The sequence below is a fragment of the Streptomyces sp. NPDC058664 genome, from assembly GCF_042716635.1.
Lineage (GTDB): Bacteria > Actinomycetota > Actinomycetes > Streptomycetales > Streptomycetaceae > Streptomyces.
In genome coordinates, this window is the sequence record NZ_JBHXRW010000016.1 from 14,672 (window position 1) to 32,441 (window position 17,770).

18 protein-coding genes are annotated in these 17,770 nt (G+C 72.6%); 10 read left to right on the forward strand and 8 right to left on the reverse strand.

Translation table 11 applies throughout. The features are described from left to right. Window positions 1–6: 6 nt before the first annotated feature. The 5 genes from ACFWUY_RS15230 to ACFWUY_RS15250 are packed head-to-tail and all read right to left on the reverse strand — an operon-like array spanning window position 7 to window position 4,248. Entirely contained in the window at window positions 7–1,452 is a 1,446-nt protein-coding gene (locus ACFWUY_RS15230; RefSeq protein ID WP_384107437.1) for a cytochrome P450, read from the reverse strand. Next, window positions 1,449–2,072 (reverse strand): ATP/GTP-binding protein, encoded by a 624-nt coding sequence (locus ACFWUY_RS15235; protein ID WP_384107438.1) that lies wholly within the window; start codon window positions 2,070–2,072, stop codon window positions 1,449–1,451. The genes ACFWUY_RS15230 and ACFWUY_RS15235 overlap by 4 nt, the downstream gene beginning before the upstream one ends. After that, a complete protein-coding gene (locus ACFWUY_RS15240; RefSeq protein ID WP_384107440.1) occupies window positions 2,053–2,409 on the reverse strand; it encodes a DUF742 domain-containing protein in 357 nt (118 codons plus the stop codon). Before ACFWUY_RS15240 ends, ACFWUY_RS15235 begins: the two co-directional genes overlap by 20 nt. Next, window positions 2,406–2,813, reverse strand: a complete 408-nt coding sequence (locus tag ACFWUY_RS15245; RefSeq protein ID WP_384107442.1) for a roadblock/LC7 domain-containing protein — start codon at window positions 2,811–2,813, stop codon at window positions 2,406–2,408. The genes ACFWUY_RS15240 and ACFWUY_RS15245 overlap by 4 nt, the downstream gene beginning before the upstream one ends. A 1-nt stretch (window position 2,814) precedes the next feature. Next, window positions 2,815–4,248 (reverse strand): ATP-binding protein, encoded by a 1,434-nt coding sequence (locus tag ACFWUY_RS15250; RefSeq protein WP_384107444.1) that lies wholly within the window; start codon window positions 4,246–4,248, stop codon window positions 2,815–2,817. Window positions 4,249–4,982: 734 nt separating this feature from the next. Here ACFWUY_RS15250 and ACFWUY_RS15255 point away from each other — a divergent pair. The 3 genes from ACFWUY_RS15255 to ACFWUY_RS15265 all read left to right on the forward strand — a co-directional run bounded on the left by ACFWUY_RS15255 (window position 4,983) and on the right by ACFWUY_RS15265 (window position 6,304). Next, complete coding sequence (locus ACFWUY_RS15255; RefSeq protein ID WP_384107446.1) at window positions 4,983–5,582, forward strand: RNA polymerase sigma factor; 600 nt, start codon at window positions 4,983–4,985, stop codon at window positions 5,580–5,582. Beyond that, window positions 5,579–5,944, forward strand: a complete 366-nt coding sequence (locus ACFWUY_RS15260) for a hypothetical protein (protein ID WP_384107448.1) — start codon at window positions 5,579–5,581, stop codon at window positions 5,942–5,944. The genes ACFWUY_RS15255 and ACFWUY_RS15260 overlap by 4 nt, the downstream gene beginning before the upstream one ends. Window positions 5,945–6,094: 150 nt before the next feature. Next, window positions 6,095–6,304 carry a hypothetical protein gene (locus ACFWUY_RS15265; protein ID WP_384107450.1) on the forward strand — a complete coding sequence of 70 codons (210 nt, stop codon included), beginning with the start codon at window positions 6,095–6,097 and terminating at the stop codon, window positions 6,302–6,304. A 115-nt stretch (window positions 6,305–6,419) separates the two neighbouring features. Here ACFWUY_RS15265 and ACFWUY_RS15270 read toward each other — a convergent pair whose 3' ends face one another. Both ACFWUY_RS15270 and ACFWUY_RS15275 read right to left on the reverse strand, forming a co-directional pair. Further along, window positions 6,420–6,665 carry a hypothetical protein gene (locus ACFWUY_RS15270; protein ID WP_384107452.1) on the reverse strand — a complete coding sequence of 82 codons (246 nt, stop codon included), beginning with the start codon at window positions 6,663–6,665 and terminating at the stop codon, window positions 6,420–6,422. Between the two features lie 201 nt (window positions 6,666–6,866). Further along, a complete protein-coding gene (locus ACFWUY_RS15275; protein WP_384107696.1) occupies window positions 6,867–7,373 on the reverse strand; it encodes a DUF6098 family protein in 507 nt (168 codons plus the stop codon). Window positions 7,374–7,575: 202 nt separating this feature from the next. On the opposite strand from ACFWUY_RS15275, the gene ACFWUY_RS15280 reads away from it, so the two are divergent. Together ACFWUY_RS15280 and ACFWUY_RS15285 are read left to right on the forward strand one after the other, a co-directional pair. After that, on the forward strand, window positions 7,576–9,027 hold the full coding sequence (locus ACFWUY_RS15280; protein WP_384107454.1) for a Gfo/Idh/MocA family protein: 1,452 nt from the start codon (window positions 7,576–7,578) through the stop codon (window positions 9,025–9,027). Window positions 9,028–9,071: 44 nt separating this feature from the next. Beyond that, entirely contained in the window at window positions 9,072–10,082 is a 1,011-nt protein-coding gene (locus tag ACFWUY_RS15285) for an NEW3 domain-containing protein (protein WP_384107456.1), read from the forward strand. A gap of 96 nt (window positions 10,083–10,178) precedes the next feature. On the opposite strand, the gene ACFWUY_RS15290 is transcribed toward ACFWUY_RS15285, so the two are convergent. Next, a complete protein-coding gene (locus ACFWUY_RS15290; protein WP_384107458.1) occupies window positions 10,179–10,976 on the reverse strand; it encodes a DeoR/GlpR family DNA-binding transcription regulator in 798 nt (265 codons plus the stop codon). Between the two features lie 317 nt (window positions 10,977–11,293). On the opposite strand from ACFWUY_RS15290, the gene ACFWUY_RS15295 reads away from it, so the two are divergent. The 5 genes from ACFWUY_RS15295 to ACFWUY_RS15315 all read left to right on the forward strand — a co-directional run bounded on the left by ACFWUY_RS15295 (window position 11,294) and on the right by ACFWUY_RS15315 (window position 17,767). Beyond that, a complete protein-coding gene (locus ACFWUY_RS15295; protein WP_384107460.1) occupies window positions 11,294–12,244 on the forward strand; it encodes an SIS domain-containing protein in 951 nt (316 codons plus the stop codon). Next, window positions 12,237–13,421, forward strand: coding sequence for an ROK family protein (locus ACFWUY_RS15300; RefSeq protein WP_384107462.1), 1,185 nt, complete (start codon window positions 12,237–12,239; stop codon window positions 13,419–13,421). Before ACFWUY_RS15295 ends, ACFWUY_RS15300 begins: the two co-directional genes overlap by 8 nt. Then, window positions 13,418–14,350: a 1-phosphofructokinase family hexose kinase gene (locus tag ACFWUY_RS15305; protein WP_384107464.1), complete on the forward strand. Its 933-nt coding sequence runs from the start codon at window positions 13,418–13,420 to the stop codon at window positions 14,348–14,350. Before ACFWUY_RS15300 ends, ACFWUY_RS15305 begins: the two co-directional genes overlap by 4 nt. Then, complete coding sequence (locus ACFWUY_RS15310) at window positions 14,331–15,167, forward strand: ketose-bisphosphate aldolase (protein WP_384107466.1); 837 nt, start codon at window positions 14,331–14,333, stop codon at window positions 15,165–15,167. The genes ACFWUY_RS15305 and ACFWUY_RS15310 overlap by 20 nt, the downstream gene beginning before the upstream one ends. 125 nt (window positions 15,168–15,292) lie before the next feature. Continuing rightward, on the forward strand, window positions 15,293–17,767 hold the full coding sequence (locus tag ACFWUY_RS15315) for a SpoIIE family protein phosphatase (protein ID WP_384107468.1): 2,475 nt from the start codon (window positions 15,293–15,295) through the stop codon (window positions 17,765–17,767). Window positions 17,768–17,770 lie beyond the last annotated feature (3 nt).

Consider the following 17,770-nt stretch of genomic DNA (forward strand, 5'->3'; position numbering starts at 1 on the left):
CGTGGGCTACCACCTCCGCAGAAAACGCCTGAGTCGTGTCCGCCACGAAGGACGGGGCTCGGGCCGCCCGGCCGTCTCGGGCACGGTCGCCCGCCCCGGCCGTGTCGCCGGCGACCCGCTGCTCCGGGCGGGCGGGGCCGGCAGCGGGGCGATGGAGTCGAAGGCTTCGGGAGGGCGTGGGGCGAAGGACGCGGGCAGCGCCGTCAGATGCCGGGCCCAGGTGGAGGAGCGCCAGGTGAGGTTCTCCTCGGGGCCGGACAGGACGATGTCGGGAAGCCGGGTGAGCAGGATGTCGATGCCGGTGTCGGCGATGATGCGGCCGAGGTCCTGGCCGGGGCACTCGTGGGTACCGGCGCTGAAGGCCAGGTGTGCGCGGTTGTGGTGCACGGGGGTCGAGGCTTCCGGGCGGATCGCCTTGTCGAAGTTCCCGGCGGCCAGGCCCAGCAGGAGCATGTCCCCCGCCTTGATCTGCTGTCCCCCGAGGGTGGTGTCGCTGTTGGCCCAGCGACCCGGGCACACCATCAGCGGCGGCTCGTCCCAGAGGACCTGCTCCACGGCTTGGGGCACGGTCATCTGGCCGCCGGCCAGCGAACCGCGGAACCTCGGGTCGGTGAGGACCATGCGCAGGACGTTGGCCATGAGGTTGGCGGTCGTCTCGTAGCCGGCGAGCAGGATGAGCCGCAGGTGGTGCTTGACCTCCTCGTCCGTGAGGCCGGCGGGATGGGCCAGCAGCGCCGAGGCGATGTCGTGGCCGGGCTTGGCCTGCTTGGCCTCGACGAGCTCCTCCAGGCTCTCCAGGATGTAGGCGTTGCTGGCGAGCGAGGTCTCGGTGGCCTTGAAAAGGTCGCGGGCGGCGGGCACGAGCCGGGAGCCGGACTCGTCCGACATGCCGAGCAGGTGGGTGAGGGTGATCATGGGCAGGTGCTCGGCGAACCGGCTCACCAGTTCCACCTCGCCGCTCTCGCAGAACGTGTCGATCAACTGGTGGGAGAAGCGGATGATGTGGCGCCGGAGTCCGCGGTGGTCGAACTGGTTGAGCGCGGCCGTGACCGCGCCGCGCAGCCGCTGGTGCTCCTCGCCGTCCGCGCAGACGCAGTCGGGGCGCCAGCCGATCATCGGTACGAGCGGCGAGGTGACGGGGTCGATCTCGCCGCTCCGCCAGCCGTGCCAGACGCGGGGGTCGCGGGAGAACTGGGTCGGGCGGCTGGCCACGTCGCGGTTCTCCAGGTACCCCAGGACGAGCCATGCGCGTACGTCGCCGTCGAGCAGCACGGGGGCCACCGGACCGTGGGCGGCGCGCAGCTCCTCGTACAGGCCCATGGGGTCCGTCGCCGCGGCTTCGCCGTAGAGCCGGGTGGCTCCACCGGGTCCCGTGGCGGTGTGGGCCGGGCAGCCCGGGGGCGGCACCGCTCCCGGCGTCGCGGTGGTGTGTTCGGCGGGTGGGACGGTCATGCGTTCTCCTGGGCGGCGACGAGGGTGCACAGGTAGGTCATCAGCGAGAGCAGGGCGTCACGGCAGGACGCCCGGTCCCGTGCGTCACAGGTGACGATGGGCACGGAGTCGCTGAGGGCCAGCGCGGTGCGCAGGTCCGATACGGGGTACTGCGGGGCTTCCGGGAAGGTGTTGACGGCCACGACGAACGGGACCCGGCGGTCCTCGAGACGGGTGACGACCTCGAAGCAGACCTCGATCCTGCGGGTGTCGACGAGGACCACGGCGCCGAGCGCGCCTTCGAAGATGCCGTTCCACAGGAACCAGAAGCGTTCCTGCCCGGGGGTGCCGAACAGATAGAGGATCAGCTCCTTGTCGATGCTGATCCGTCCGAAGTCCATCGCGACGGTCGTGGTGTTCTTGCCCGCGGCGCCGGGGTTGTCGTCGATCCCGACGCCCGCCTGCGTCATGGTCTCCTCGGTGGTCAGGGGCGGGATCTCGCTCACCGCCCCGACCATGGTCGTCTTGCCGACCCCGAAGCCGCCGACGATCACGACCTTGACGCCCCTGGCGCCGTGCGGCAGCAGCATGTCGGTGGCGCGCCGGCCGGCGGCGAGTACGTCAGAGCTTGCGTAGTCCATGGATCACCGCCTCCAACAGGCCGCGTTCGGGAAATGCCGCCACCGGCACGGGTGCGATGGCCTCGACCCGCTCCTCTTCGACGAGCTGGGTCAGCAGCACGGTGACGACGCTGAACGGGAGACCGAGGTACGCGGAGAGCTCGGCCACCGAGAGCGGGTAGTCGCACAGGGTGAGGATGGCCGCCTGCTCGGGCTGCGTGTCGGGACCGGGCTCGGCCCTCGTCGCGATGAGGGTGACCAGGTTCAGGGCCTTGGCCTCGGGCCCCGGTTCACCGGTGATGATGAAGAGCCGTACGAAATCGTCTTCGTTCCAGGGGCCCTGGTTCTCCGATGTCACATCGCCTGCCTGACGTCCTCACGGGGCGGGCTGGTGATGTGCTGGCCGATCCGGATCACCAGCGTCCGCATGCGGTTGCCCAGGAGTCCGGCGTCCACCTCCGGGTCGGCGAGGACCGCGAGATAGGCTCCGGGGCCGGCCGCCATCAGGCAGAAGTAGCCCGCGTCGGCCTCGATCCCGACCATGTGGGTCGAGCCGTCGCCGTCCGGGAACCTCATCGCGATGGCCCTGGCCAGGCTCTGGATGCCGGAGCAGGCGGCCGCGATGGCGTCGGCGGTGTCGGGCGCCGTGTTCGCCTGCCCGATGCAGAGGCCGTCCGCCGACAGGATGACCACGTGTCGCACGTACGGGACGCTGCTCACGAGATCCGTGAGCATCCAGTCCATGTTGGGCAGTGGCTGCATGTTACTCGTCCTCATCTGACGGCTCGTCGGTGGAAGTGGCGGGCTCGGCGTCGGGTTTCCGGACGCCCGTGAACGCCTCCCACATCAGACCGGGCGGGCGGGAGTCGGCCCGGCCCGTCGGAGCGGCGGGGGGTGTGGGGGTCATCGAGACGATCGGTACCGGCACGGGCGACTCCCGTCGCCGCTGTGGCAGCACGGGCGAGTCCCGTCGTCGTTGCGGAAGTCCGTTGGCGGTCTTCGCGGGTTCGGCGGGGGACGCGGCGGTGTCGACAGCCGGTGCGGGCCGTGGCGGGACCGGCCCGCCCGGGGGCCTCCTGGCGGGCACGGGGAACCTCAGACTGGACGGCGGCGCCGTGGTGATCAGATCCCGGGGAACGAGGACCACGGCCCGCACTCCGCCGTAGGCGGACGTGCGCAGGTCGACCTCGCAGCCGTGCTCGCGGGCCAGCCGGCTGACGACGGGCAGGCCGATCTGGGTCATCTCACCCAGGCCCGACAGGTTGACGGAGATCCGCGACTGCTCCATGACGCGTTCGACGCGCTCGCGGACCTCCTCGGTGAGTCCGACCCCCCGGTCCTCGATCTCGATCGCGATGCCGGAGGGCACCTCGCTCGCGGTCACCACCACCGGGGTGTTCGGTGGCGAGAACGTCGTGGCGTTGTCGAGCAGCTCGGCGAGCATATGCGTCAGCGGTTCGGCCCCCGGGCCGACCACGGCCACTTCCGCCACCGAGTGCAGCTTCACGCGGGGGAAGTCCACGATGCGTGACATGGCACCGCGCAGGATGTCGTAGAGCACGATCGCCTTCGACCACTGGCGGCCGGGCCGGGCGTCGCCCAGGACCGCGATGTTGGCCGCGAGGCGGCCGATCAGGGCGTTGCGGTGGTCGACCTTCCGCAGGCCGCGGGAGACCTCGTGGTCGTTGCCATGGAGGATCTGCATGGCGTGGAGGTCCTTGGAGAGCTGGTGCACGATCGCCTGCATCCTGCGCGCGACCGCCACGAGTGCCCGCTCGGAGGCGTCCCGGGTGAACTCCTCGGTCTCCACGAATTCCAGGAGCTGCGCCAGGGCGTTCCCGAGTGCTTCGGTGAACTCGCCGTCGAGGTGTTCCCCGAAGCTGACGGCGTTCATGATCTCGGAGGCGGGCTCGCCCTTCTGCAGCCGGTCCATGGCGGCGGGGAGGAGTTCCTCGGTGAGCCAGACGGTGGCGGCCCGCTGATCGTCCAGGCGCGCGAGCAGCGCGGCCTCGCGCTGCTCGTAGTACTTCTCCGCCTCGGCGCTCGCCCGCGTGTGGCGGGCCGCCTCCGCCACGCGCAGCCGGCGCGCGGTCCCGACCGAGGTGACGACCGTCAGGACGACCGCGGCGAAGCCGCACCAGGCGACCGGTGCCCGTATGTCCGCGGGGCAGAAGAACAGTGCTATCGCGGATGCCACGGCCAGAACTCCGGGAGGCAGGAGCCATTCCCGGGGAACTGCAGTCGGCCTGGCTCTGGAGATCGAACCTGCACGAACCATCAAGGGGTCCCTAAACACTCTGGAATGAGCGGACTGAAACGGCGCGGTACGCCGAGGGAAACGGGCCGGCCGGACGTCATCCGGGTACGTACGCGCGCCCCCGGTGAAACCTCGGCGGGGCGCTTCGAGATCGTGCCGATGATCGCTCCCCTTCGCGGCCACGCTCCGTTCCGCGCACACCACAGCGTTCATGACTCGCTGTGAGCGCGGCGCAACACATCGGGGAGCATAGTCAGTTCGGGTTCGCCATGTGACTTTGCTGGAAGGACTACCTCCACCGGTCATTCCGGCCCCATAAAACGACCAATCAGCGAACCGAAGAAGCAATGAACCGGTCATAATCCGACGTCCGCTCGCGGCCGCGGCCCCGTGACGGACGACCTGACAGACCCCGACACCCCGGCACCCCGACCGCGCGCGGTTCGAAAGAAACTTCGGGCGGAGGTGAATCCTTTCCGGACCTCGCCGTCTCTTGTCCGTGTACCGGCCGAACGGGCCGGTGGAACCGGAAGGAAACGCACATGTTGGTCACCAGCCTCGTCGTGGTCGGAGTACTGCTCATGGGCGCGTGCAGTCGGCACCTGATGCGGCGCCACAAGAGCCGAAGCTGACCAGCGCCCGCGCGCGGGCCGCCCGACGAGTACGAGGAACACATGAACCAACGTTTCCCCTGGCCGGACGAGCGGCTCATCAGGGCGGCCCAGGACGGTGACGTCACTTCGCTCACCACTGTCGTCATGGAGTCGCAGCCCCATGTGCGCAAGTTCGCCCTCTCGCTGTGCGCCTCGCCGCAGGACGCGGAGGACGCGGCGCAGGAGGCGCTGATCATCCTCTACCGGAAGATCGGCACCTTGCGGGCCACCGGCGCGCTCGCCTCGTGGATGTTCCGGATCGTGCGCAACGAATGCCTCCGGCAGGTACGGCTGCTCGTCTCGCGGAGCGACGAGGCGTCGACCGGACCGGAGGCGTCGGCCGAACCGTCCGCCGAGGACGCGGTGCTGCACCGGCTGGAGGTGGAGCGGATCGCCGCCGCGGTCAGCGCCCTTCCCCGTGACCAGCGGCAGGTCCTGATCATGCGGGACGTCCAGGGCCTGCCCGGCACGACCGTGGCCCGTTCGCTCGGTCTGAGCACCGCCGCGATGAAGTCGCGGCTGCACAGAGCACGCGCGGCACTGCGCCAGTCACTCGCCATGACCGACCACGCACCCGATCACGCCATCGGCCCACCAGTCGGAGGAGACCCTCGACCGTGAACACCGTGAACACCGCGAAGCCCGTCCTGAGCACCGAGGCGCCGGCCGCCGCGCCCCGGACGAACTTCGCCAGCAAGTCCGTCCCGCGCCATCTGGCGCGCGGCGTCATCGGATTCGGGCTGATCATCGGTTCGATCGCCATGGTTCCCGTCGCGGGTCCCGCCACCCTGCTCGCGGCCCCGTTGGCCCTGATCGCCTTCCGCGGCTGCCCCACCTGCTGGATGGTCGGCCTGGCGCAGACCGTCTCCCGCGGGCGCCTGGAGCGCCGGTGCGTGGACGGTGTCTGCACCCTCACCACGGCGCACCCGGCGGCGAAGCACGCGCGGGACGCGTCGGCCGGCACCCCGGCCGCCTCCCGGTGACCGGGGCGCGGCCCGTCCGCTGAACGCGCGGAAGCGGGCGGCCGGCCCCGGGCGTCGCCGTTCGAGAAGCGGACTCCGTCGCTGCGCGGCTCCACCCCGCTGTGCCGGTCACTCGGGGAGCGGTGCGCGGACGAGGCGACGGTGGACGCGGTGCGAGAGGCCTTGGAGCGCTCGGCGCCCGACGCCGAACCCCGGGCGCTCGCGCTGTTCGCCGCCGAGGGCCGCGTCGCGCTGGAGAGCCGGGAGGTCAAGGCCCGGGAGACGCGTGAGGGGGCCTCGAAGGGCCGGCCGCACGGCAGCTACAAGGGCGGCGGCAGGGGCGGAGACGTACCCCCGGAACAGGGCCCGGACCACCCGTGACGGTGCCCGCCTGACCGGGCGGACCCGGGGGCGGGCCCCGTCGGGGTCTCGCTCTCCTTTCCAGGTCGTACCGCCGGCACCACACCGTGGCGTGCCGGCGGTGCGCGGCGCGTGGTCACGCGACCGCCGACCGCCTCCCCGCCTCGGCCGCGCGGAGCGCGCGGTCCTCCACCGCGGCGCGGAAGGCGGTCATGCAGCGGACGCAATAGCGTTCCGCCGCCCTCTCGGTCATCGGTGCCGTCTCCGTCCGCTCCTCGGGCAGCCGGTGGCCGCACAGCGTGGTGGCGGACTGCTCCCTGGCCAGGACGTGCCAGACCGCTTCGGATCGGCCGGGGACGGACTCGGCGCGCATCTCGTACATGGGGCCGTGCCTCTCTGCCGTGGCGGCCGGATCGGGACGGCCGCCTCACTCCAGGAGAAGGCCCCTGCTCCGAAGAGGCCAACGGGCGTAGGCCAACGGAGGGAAACCGCGCGTCACAGGGTTTGGCCTCGACCCGACCGGCATCGGAGCCGATCGACACCGAGGCCGGTCGACACCGGGGCGGATCGACACCGGGGCGGGCTACGCGGGGCGTTCCTGCCGGGGGCTGCGGTCCAGCGGTCCCCACCGGCCGCGCTGCCGCTTGATCTCCTCCGTCGCCTCCGCGATGACGGCTCCGTCGATCCAGCCCACCGGCTCGACGTCGGTGACGAGGGGCTCGTTGTCCGGGCCCCGCCCGTTCTCCCTGCCGACCAGCAGCCACGGACGCACCCGGGGGTCCTTGACGCGCGGCAGGTGGGCGTAGTCGTACAGCCGCCGCGCGGCCCACACCCGCGGCGGGCGGTCGCCCCACCACGGTTCGACGTCCAGAGGGCTCGCGGACAGGCCGGGCAGCGCGATCCCGGTCAGGTCGTCGCGGCTCGTGATGCGCGGGAGGTCCGCCCCGGGTCCCCGCGACCACCGGACGTACACGCCGGGCCGCCGGCCGATGAGGTCGGCCAGCTCGTCGAGGGACCGGATCAGCGGCAGGTCCCGCTCGTGATCTTCCTGCTGCACGTCCCGCGCGTACCCGGACCCGCGCCCGGTCATGCCGCCCGGGAACGGACCCGATCCGTACGTACGGGCCATGCCGCCCGGGTACGCACAAATGCGCTCCACGCAGCGAATCCGACCGTGGATGCGCGACCTTGCTTGTAACCACCCCTCAATGAACACCTATTGACATGGATCCGATCACCCCGTCACAGTCGTCACGCGCCCGCTGCCGTCCGCATAGAGGAGCGAAGAATCCATGACAGGAACCCCCGAAGTCTCGCGCCGCCTGCTTCTGGGAGGCGCCGTGGCCGCCACCGGGGTGCTGGCCACCGGCGCGGGAACGGCCCCCGTCGCCGCCGCTGCGGGAACGGCCGCCGCGACGGAAGCGGCGACGACGACGCCGCGCCGCAAGGCGGGCCAGAGGTCGATGGTCGACGTGCCCTACGACGCCCACCGTACGGTCCGCGTCGGTGTCATCGGGCTGGGCAACCGAGGTTCCGGCATGACCACGGGCTGGTCCGTGGTGCCCGGCTGCACCGTCACCGCCGTCTGCGACATCCGCGCCGACCGCGTCAAGAGGACCGCCGACCGGCTGGCCGCCGCCGGCAAGCCCCGTCCCACCGAGTTCGGCGGCTCCGCCGACTCGTACGCCCAGATGCTGCGGCGCGACGACATCGACCTCGTCTACATCGCCACGCCGTGGGAGTTCCACTACGAGCAGGGCAAGGCCGCTCTGCTCGCCGGCAAGCACGTCATCGTCGAACTGCCCATCGCCACCGGCCTCGACGAGCTCTGGGACCTCGTCGACACCTCGGAGCTCACCCGGCGCCACCTGATGCTGGCGGAGAACTGCAGCTACGGCCGCAACGAGCTGGCCATGCTCAAGATGGCGCACGAGGGCCTCTTCGGCGACATCACCAACGGGCACGGCGGTTACCTCCACGACCTGCGGGCGCTGCTGTTCTCCGACACGTACTACACGGACTCGTGGCGCCGGCTCTGGCACACCCGCAGCACCGCCTCCTTCTACGCCATGCACGGCCTCGCGCCGATCGCCGCGGCCATGGACATCAACCGGGGCGACCGCATGACCACGCTGCGCGCCACGGCGACCGCGCCGAAGGGGCTGGCCGACTACCGGGAGCGGTTCGTGCCCCGGAACCACCCCTCCTGGAACGAGACGTACGTCAACGGCGACCTGGTCACGTGTCTGATCGACACGGCCAAGGGCCGGGTCATCCGCGCGGAGCACGACGTGAGCTCCCCCCGTCCGTACAGCCGGATCAACACGCTCGCCGGCAGCCGGGGGATCTTCGAGGACTACGCCGGGGTGCTGTCGGCCGGTGGCGGGCGCGTCTACGTCGAGCCGGACCACAGCGGGCACGCGTGGCGGGACTTCGGTTCCTACCGCAAGGAGTTCGACCACTGGCTGTGGAAGAAGATCGGTGACGACGCGGCGAACAACGGCGGTCACGGCGGCATGGACTACGTCCTGCAGTGGCGGACGGTCCAGCTGATGCGGGCGGGTCTCGTGCCCGACATCGACGTCTACGACTCGGCGGCCTGGTGCGCCCCGGTACCCCTGAGTGTCATGTCCCTGGCAGACAAGGGGCGGCCCGTGCAGGTCCCCGACTTCACCCGGGGCGCCTGGGTCAACCTCCGCATGGGGCTCGACTCGCGCACCACCGAGATGCCGCCCGTCGTCTGACACCACCCCGCACCCCTCCCCAGAAGGACCAGAAGGAGCAGCACGTGAGAACAGCAGGACTGCTCGGACCGCTCAGAGCGGTGGCCGTGGCCGGTGTGCTCACCCTCCTCCCGGCCGCGACGGCCGCCGGGACGGCGGTCGCGACGGAAGCGGAGCCCGCGCCGGGCGCGGCGCGGACGGAGCTGACGATCTCCCCCGTCGACCTGGCGGGACCGGCCATCTCCACGGTGAAGGTGACCGTCAAGAACGCCGGTCCCGACCGGCTGCGCTCGCTGAGGGTGTCCTTCGGCGGGCCGGTCGGCTGGGCCGTACAGCCCTCGGTGGTCCGCGTGGACGGTTCCCTCACCCAGGGAGCCTCCGCCGACGCCACCTTCCGCGTCCAGGTGCCGGAGCAGCGCGCCGGCTTCACCGTCCGTACGTTCACCGCGACCGCGACCTACCAGGGCGGCGACGGCCTCGGCTCGGCCACGGCCACCCGGACGCAGCGCAGCGGAACGCCCCTGCCGAACCTGGCCGCCGCGTACAACAACGTGGCCGTGACCGACGAGAGCAACACCGGCCCCGGGAACTACGACGGCGAGGGCAACAGCTTCTCCGCGCAGAAGCTCGCCGACGTCGGGCTGCGCCCCGGCGGGACCGTCGCCGCCCTGGGCGCCGAACTGCGCTGGCCGAACGTGCCGAGCGGCACCAGGAACAACGTCTCCACCTCGGGCCAGGCCGTCGCCCTGAGCGGCACCGGCGGCAAGCTCGTGTTCCTCGGCTCCGGCGTCACGAGCGGGGCGTCGGGAACGGCGACCGTGTACTACACGGACGGGACGAGCAGCACCGGCTCGTTCGGCTTCCCCAACTGGTCGTTCGACCCGGCGGACGCCCACGGGGCGACCCTGGTCGCGTCGAGCGACGGACGCAACCGGCCGAGCGGGTACGGGAACGCCGGCATCAAGTACCGGGTCTTCGCCCACTCCGTCCCGCTCGACCGCGGCAAGCAGATCGACTTCGTGGTGCTGCCGAGCAACGGCAACATCCACCTCTTCGACATGGCCGTCGCGCCCTGATCCCCGCACCCCGTCGCCCGCCCCGTACCTCTCCCGAGGTCCGGGGCGGTCCCGTTCTCCGGGCGCGGGCCCGGACACGGAACCCGGCGGCGGTCCTCAGACCGCGATCACCTTGATGCCGAGATCCTGGAGACGGGCGACCATGTCGGCCGGAACCGCCGAGTCGGTGACGATGACGTCGATGACGTCGAGCCCGCAGATCCGGGCGAAGGCACGCCTGCCCATCTTCGACGAGTCGGTGACCACGACGACCCGCTGGGCGCGTTCGGCGAACAGCCTGCTGATGCTCGCCTCGTCCTCCTGATGCGTCATCACGCCCAGCTGGGGGTCGAGTCCGTCCACGCCGAGCACGGCGACGTCGAGGACGACCTCCCTCAGCACACCGGCCGTCAGCGGGCCCACCAGCTCGTACGTCTGGGGGCGGGCCACCCCTCCGGTCACCACGATCTTGATCTGGGGGCGTACGGCGAGCTCGCCCGCGATGTTGAGGGCGTTGGTGACGACGGTGAAGGCGGGCGCGTGGGTCTCGGTCGCACCGCGCCGCCCGCTTCCCACCCGCAGGGCGAGCGCGCGGGCCACCTCCGTGGTGGTCGTCCCCCCGTTGAGCCCCACGACGTCCCCCTCGCCGACGAGTTCGACGACCGCCGCGGCGATGCGCTGCTTCTCGGAGGCGTGCCGGGAGGACTTGTAGCGCAGGGGCAGTTCGTAGGAGACGCCGTGGGCGATGGCGCCACCGCGCGTCCGGACGAGCATCTGCTGCTCGGCGAGCTCGTCGAGGTCGCGCCGGATGGTCGCGGCCGAGACCTGGAGGGACGCGGCGGTCTCGTCGACCTCCAGCCGGCCCTCGGCGGCCAGCAGCTCAAGCAGCGCGTTCCACCGCTCGTGTTTGGACATGCTTCGGAGCTCCTTGGACCTCGATGGACCGCGATCCACGCACGCGGGTGACGCGTGGTGCGCACCCGGTGGCCTTCGGCCGGGCCGTGTCGCCGACGGAGGGGGAGCGTAACGCGTGGGCGGAGGACCCCGCAGCTCCGGGGTGCGGGCCTCCTCGGTGACCTGACGGCCGGGCCTCTGGACCACGCGCGGCCGTTCCGCCATACTTCTCGCACCAAATATGCTTGCAACTGCTCGAAGCAAGCTCTGAACATGCGCTTTCACGCACCGGAATCGGGGAGTGTGAGGGCCTGTCCTCCTCAAGGAGCCGTCCCCCTATGACCACCACAGCGTCGTCCCGCACCGCAGCCGAGATCGCCTCGCAGCCGGACACCTGGCTGCGGGCGAAGGAGTCGCTTCCCCTCTACGCCGACGTCCTGCCCCGCCGCGGCGAGCGGGTCGCCGTCGTCGGCTGCGGAACCTCCTGGTTCATGGCCCTGGCCTACGCCGAGCTGCGCGAGCGCGGCGGTCACGGCGAGACGGACGCCTTCGCGGCCTCGGAGTTCCCGCACGGACGCCGCTACGACCGCGTGCTGGCGATCAGCCGCTCCGGCACCACGACCGAGGTCCTCGACCTGCTGGCCCGGCTGAAGGGCACCACGCCGACCGGTGCGATCACCGCCGACCCCGAGACCCCCGTCATGCGGCTGGCCGACGGCATCGCCGTACTCGGCTTCGCCGACGAGGAGTCGGTGGTGCAGACGCGGTTCGCCACCACCGTGCTCGCGCTGCTGCGCGCGCACCTGGAGGCGGAGGACGCGCTGCCGGCCGGCGTGCGGCCGCTCGACCTCGCGATCACCGACGCGCGGCGGGCGATCGCCCTGGACCTGGACGCCGAGGTGTGCGCCGCCGAGCAGTTCACCTTCCTCGGCACCCACTGGACCTACGGTCTCGCCCTGGAGGCCGGTCTGAAGATGCGCGAGGCCGCGGGGGCGTGGACCGAGGCGTACCCGGCCATGGAGTACCGGCACGGGCCGATCAGCATCACCGGCCCCGGCCGCGTGGCCTGGGTCTTCGGTACCACCCCGGCGGGGCTTGCCGACGACGTCGCCCGGGTCGGCGGCACGATGGTCGCGGGGTCCGGCGACGGCTCCGACGCCCTCGACCCGCTGGCGGACCTCATCCTGGCCCAGCGCCTCGCCGTCCGGCTCGCCGAGGCCCAGGGCTTCGACCCCGACCGGCCGCGCAACCTCACCCGCTCCGTGATCCTCGGGAGCCCCCATGCCTGACGGGACCGACGGGCGCCCCCACACCGTCGCACCGGACGGCGGGCGCCCCTGCTCCGTCGCGCCGGACGACGGTGGACACGCACGCTTCCCCGCGGACGGCAAGCACGATCGCTTCACGACGCCGGAGGGCGGACACGATCGCGACACCGCCCCGGGTGCCGGGCATGATCGCGACGCCGCCCCGGGCGTCGGGCGCGATTGCGTCATCGCCCTCGACGTGGGGGGCGCCAGCATGAAGGCGGCCCTGCTCGACCGTGACCTGAGGTCCCTGCACGCCCTGCGCAGGGCGACGCCCCGGCGGTGGCGGCCCGACGCGGTGATCGCCGAGATCACCGCCGCTCTGATCGACCTGGACAGGAGCGCCGCCGCCCGCGGGCTCACCGTCCGCGGCGCGGGCGTGGTGGTCCCGGGCACCGTCGACGAGGCGACCGGGACGGCCGTCCGCTCGGCCGACATCGGCTGGCGCGACCTGCCGCTCGCCGCCTTCCTCACGGACGCCTCGGGGCTGCCCGTGACCCTCGGGCACGACGTGCGGGCCGGCGGGGTCGCCGAGTGCCGTCTCGGCGCGGCCCGGGGTGCCCGGGACGTGTGGTTCGTGTCCCTCGGCTCCGGCATCTCCACGGCCGTCCTGCGCGACGGCCGGCCGGTCCGTACCGGCGGTCACGCGGACGAGCTCGGCCATGTCGTCGTCGACCCCGGCGGGGCACCGTGCGCCTGCGGCACCCGGGGCTGTCTGGAGACGGTGGCCTCGGCCTCGGCGATCGCCGCCGCGTACCGCGCGCGCTCCGGACGCCGGGTCGAGGACACCGCCCGGGTGGCGGCGCTGCTCGCCCAGGGCGATCCCGACGCGCGGGCGGTGTGGGACCGGGCCGTCGCGGCCCTGGCCACGGCGCTCACCACCGTCACGGCCCGCCGCACGCCCGAGGTCGTGGTGCTCGGGGGCGGTCTCGCCCAGGCCGGCGACCTGCTGCTCGACCCGCTGCGTACGGCCCTCGCCCGGCGCCCGGCGCTCCGGCGGCGGCCCGAGCCGGCCCTCGCGGCGCTCGGGGACCTGGCCGGTTGTCTCGGCGCCGGTATCGCGGCCTGGGACGCGGCCGGCGCCGGGCCGTCGTCCGCGCGCTCCTCGCGGATCCCGTCCGCGTACTCCCCGCGAATCCCGTCGGCGGCGGTGTCATGATCCTCACCGTCACGCTCAACGCCGCTCTGGACGTCACGTACAACGTCGACGCCCTGGTCCCGAACGGCTCGCACCGCGTCACCGAGTCCTTCGAGCGGGCGGGCGGCAAGGGCGTCAACGTGGCGCGCGTCCTGTCCGCGCTGGGCGTCCCCGCCGTGGTGACCGGTCTCGCGGGCGGCCCCACCGGCCGTGCGATCCGCGACGACCTCCGCGCGGCCCGGCTCCCCGACGAGCTGGTGTCCATGCCGGGCGACTCGCGCCGCACGGTCACCGTGGTGTCCCGCGAGGACGGCGACGCCACCGTCTTCAACCAGCCGGGGCCACGGGTCGACCGTGACACCTGGGCGGACTTCACCGCGAGGTTCATCCGGTTGGTACGCGACGCCCGGGTCGTCGTCCTCGCGGGCAGTCTGCCTCCCGGGCTGCCCTCCGACACGTACGGGCGGCTCATCCGGCTGTCCGCCGCGACCGGCGCGAAGACGGTCCTGGACACCAGCGGACCCGCCCTGCTCGCGGCCCTCGCCGCGCGCCCGACCGTGATCAAACCGAATGCCGAGGAGATCACCGAGGTCACCGGGCACGACGACGTGGAGGCCGCCGCCGCGGGCCTGCGGGCGCTCGGCGCCCGGTCCGTCGTCGTCTCGCGCGGGCCGGACGGCCTCTACGCCGTCACTCCCGAGGGAAGCTGGCGGGCCGCTCCCCCGCGGCGGCTCGCCGGGAACCCGACGGGAGCCGGGGACGCCTGCGTCGCGGCCGTCGCCGCGGGGCTCCTCGCCGGTGAGGCCTGGCCGGCCGTTCTGCGCGAGGCCGTGGCCCTCTCGGCCGCCGCCGTTCCCTGCCCCCTGGCCGGCGACTTCGACGCCGGTCTCCACGACCAGTTCCGTACGTCCGTTCCTGTGGAGAGAAGCCATGCCCCTGTCAGCGACTGACGAGATCGTCGACCCCGCGTACGCGGTGACGTCCGGCGTCGGAGCGTTCAACGTCGTCCAGATCGAGCACGCCGAGGCGATCGTCGCCGGAGCGGAGAGCGCGGGCCTGCCGGTCATCCTGCAGATCAGCGAGAACACCGCCCGCTACCACGGCTCGCTCACCCCGATCGGCCTCGCGACCCTGGCCGTCGCCCGCGCGGCGGAGGTCCCCGTGGCCGTCCACCTCGACCACGCCGAATCGACCGATCTGGTCCGCGAGGCCGTCGACCTCGGCTTCACCTCCGTCATGTTCGACGCCTCCAAGCTGCCCTACGCCCAGAACGTGGCGGCGACCCGGGAGATCACGGACTACTGCCACCGCGCGGACGTGTGGGTCGAGGCGGAGCTGGGCGAGGTCGGCGGCAAGGACGGTGCCCACGCCCCCGGCGTCCGCACCGACCCGGACGAGGCGGTCGCGTTCGTGACGGCGACCGCCGTGGACGCCCTGGCCGTCGCCGTGGGCAGCTCGCACGCCATGCTCACCCGCGACGCCGTCCTCGACTTCGGTCTCATCGCCCGGCTGCGGGCCGCCGTGAACGTGCCGCTCGTCCTGCACGGCTCCTCCGGGGTCGGCGACGACGACCTCGCCAAGGCGGTCACGGCCGGCATGACCAAGGTGAACGTCTCCACCCATCTCAACAAGACCTTCACCCGGACCGTACGGGAGTACCTCGACGCCCACCCCGAGACCGCCGACCCCCGCACGTACCTCGGCCCCGCGCGCGCCTCCGTCGCCACCGAGGTGGCCCGGCTCCTGCGCGTACTCGCGGTCGGGTGACCGCGGAAGGCCGGTGCTGAGCCGTTCGGGCCACGACGGCGTGCCGAGGAGCGGACACCCGGGCAGAGTGGCCATGAGCCGTGGTCCTCGCCGGTGACCAGGCGTGGAACGGAGTGTGCATCCGGATGGCCCGCACGAACGACGACCCGCTCGACGCCGGGCACGCGGCCGGTCTCGTCGTGGACGCCGACGGGACCATCCTGAGCTGCACACCGGCGGCGGAGACGCTCCTGAACCGCACCGCCGGTGACCTGCGCGGGCAGCTGGTCCGCGACCTGCTCGCCGACCCGGAGGACTGGCGGACGGTCATGGCCCAGCGGAACGGTCCGGTCTGGGAGGGCCGGGCGGAACTCGCCGCGGGCCGCGGCGGCGACGTCCTGTTCCGCGTCCTGCCGCTCGACGACGGACGGGGAAACGGCGGCGCGCACCAGTTCCTGGTCCTCGCCGCCCCGCGCTCGCTGGTCGCGCAGTGGCGCCAGGGCCATGCCTTCATGCGGGAGTTGTTCCTCCAGGAACGCGTCGGTCTCGCCGTACTCGACAAGGAACTGCGGCTGGTACGGACGAACACCCATCTGCTGCCCTACACGGGTCTTCCCCCCGATCTGCGCGGGGCCCGGTTCTCGGACTTCCTCTGGGAGTCGGACGCCCGCGAGATCGAGGTGCGGCTGCGCGCGGTGCTGGCGACCGGGGCTCCGCTCGTCGGGTTCGACGTGGAGGTCCACACCCGAGTCGACCCGGGTACGGGACGGATCATGGCGGTGTCCGCGTTCCGCCTCCAGGGGCCGAACGAGGAGGTCGCGGGGGTCACGGCCCTGTTCCTCGACGTCACCGAGGAGCGGCTCTCGCAGCGCAGGCTCGACCTGCTGCACCGGGCGACCACGGTGCTGAGCGCCCATCTCTCCGCCGAGGAGACCGCGCGGGACCTGGCCGACGTGCTCGTGCCGGGACTTGCCGACGTGGCGGTCGTCGACGTCGCGGAGGCCGTCTTCACGTACGAGGAACCGGCCCCCGAACACCACCGCGACCACTCGCTGCGCCGGGTGGCCGTGGTCGGGTCCTCCCCCGGCCGGACCGCATCCGAGCCCGATACGGGTACGGGTACGGGTACGGGGATCGACGTCGGTACCGGTATCGACGTCGACTCGGGGGGTGTGCTCTCGGGCCGGATGTGGTCCCGGACGGCGGACGAACGGCCCCGGGCCGCCCCTTCCCCCGACACCCCGGAGACCCCGGACCGCGCCGGCGGCGTCACCGCCCCCTCCGGTCCGGCCGACGCGGTCGACTCTCCGCACGGGATGAGCGCCTGGCTCCGGGCCAGGGGGCTGCTCCTCGGCCGCGTCCAGGTCGGGCGGGGCCGCGACCGGCCTCCGTTCGCCGCCGGCGACCTCGCCCTGCTCGAGGAGATCGCCTCACGCGCCGCCCTGGTCGTGGACAACGCCCGCCGGTACCACCGTGAGAGAAGCGCCGCGATCAGCCTGCAGCGCAGCCTGCTGCCCGCACCCACCACCGACACCGTCGCCGTCCACACGGCGACCGTCTACCTCCCGACCGACACCACCACCGGCGTCAGCGGCGACTGGTTCGACGTCATCCCGCTGTCGTCCGCGCGGGTGGCGCTCGTCGTCGGCGACGTCGTCGGGCACGGCCTCCAGGCCACCGCGACGATGGCGCGGCTGCGCACCGCCGTACGGACGCTCGCGGACCTCGACCTCGAACCCGACGAGCTGCTCACGCACCTGGACGACCTCGTGTCCCAGTTCGTGATCGAGGCCCGCGAGGCGACCCGTAGCCCGGGAGCCGAGACCGCGTACGGCTCGTTCGGTGCCACGTGCCTGTACCTGACGTACGACCCGGTGACCCGGCGGTGCCTCGCGGCCAGCGCCGGGCATCCCCCGCCGGCCCTGGTGGCTCCCGACGGCACCGCCCGCTACCTGGACCTCAGTCCCGGTCCTCCGCTCGGCGTCGGCGGACTGCCCTTCGAGCCCGCCGAGACGGAAGTGGCCGACGGCAGTCTCCTCGCGCTCTACACCAACGGCCTGATCGACCGCGGTCACGCCGATCTCGACCTGGGGATGACGGCGCTGGGGGACGCGCTGTCGGCGGCGGTAGCCCTCGGCCGTCCGTTGGAGGAGGCCGGTCCCGCCGTCGTGGGAGAGCTCGTCCCGGGTCCGCTGTCGGACGACGTGACGCTCCTGCTCGCGAGGACCCGCGCGGTCCCCGCCGGGTCCACCGCCGCCTGGACCTTCGAGGCGGATCCCTCGGTGGTGGCCGAGGCGAGGGAGCGCGTCCTCGGCCAGCTGTCGCTGTGGGACCTGGACGACCTGGCCTTCACCACCGAGCTGGTGGCGAGCGAGCTGGTCACCAACGCCATCCGGTACGCGGGCGGTCCGCTCGAACTCAGGCTGATCCGCGCGGCGTCGCTGATCTGCGAGGTCTCCGACCGCAGCAGCACCCAGCCCAGGATGCGCCGCGCGCAGGCCTCGGAGGAGGGGGGCCGGGGCCTCTTCCTGATCGCGCAGCTCACCGACCGGTGGGGAAGCCGGTACACCCGGCACGGCAAGACGATCTGGACGGAGCAGTCCCTGCCCCCGCGAAGCTGAGGC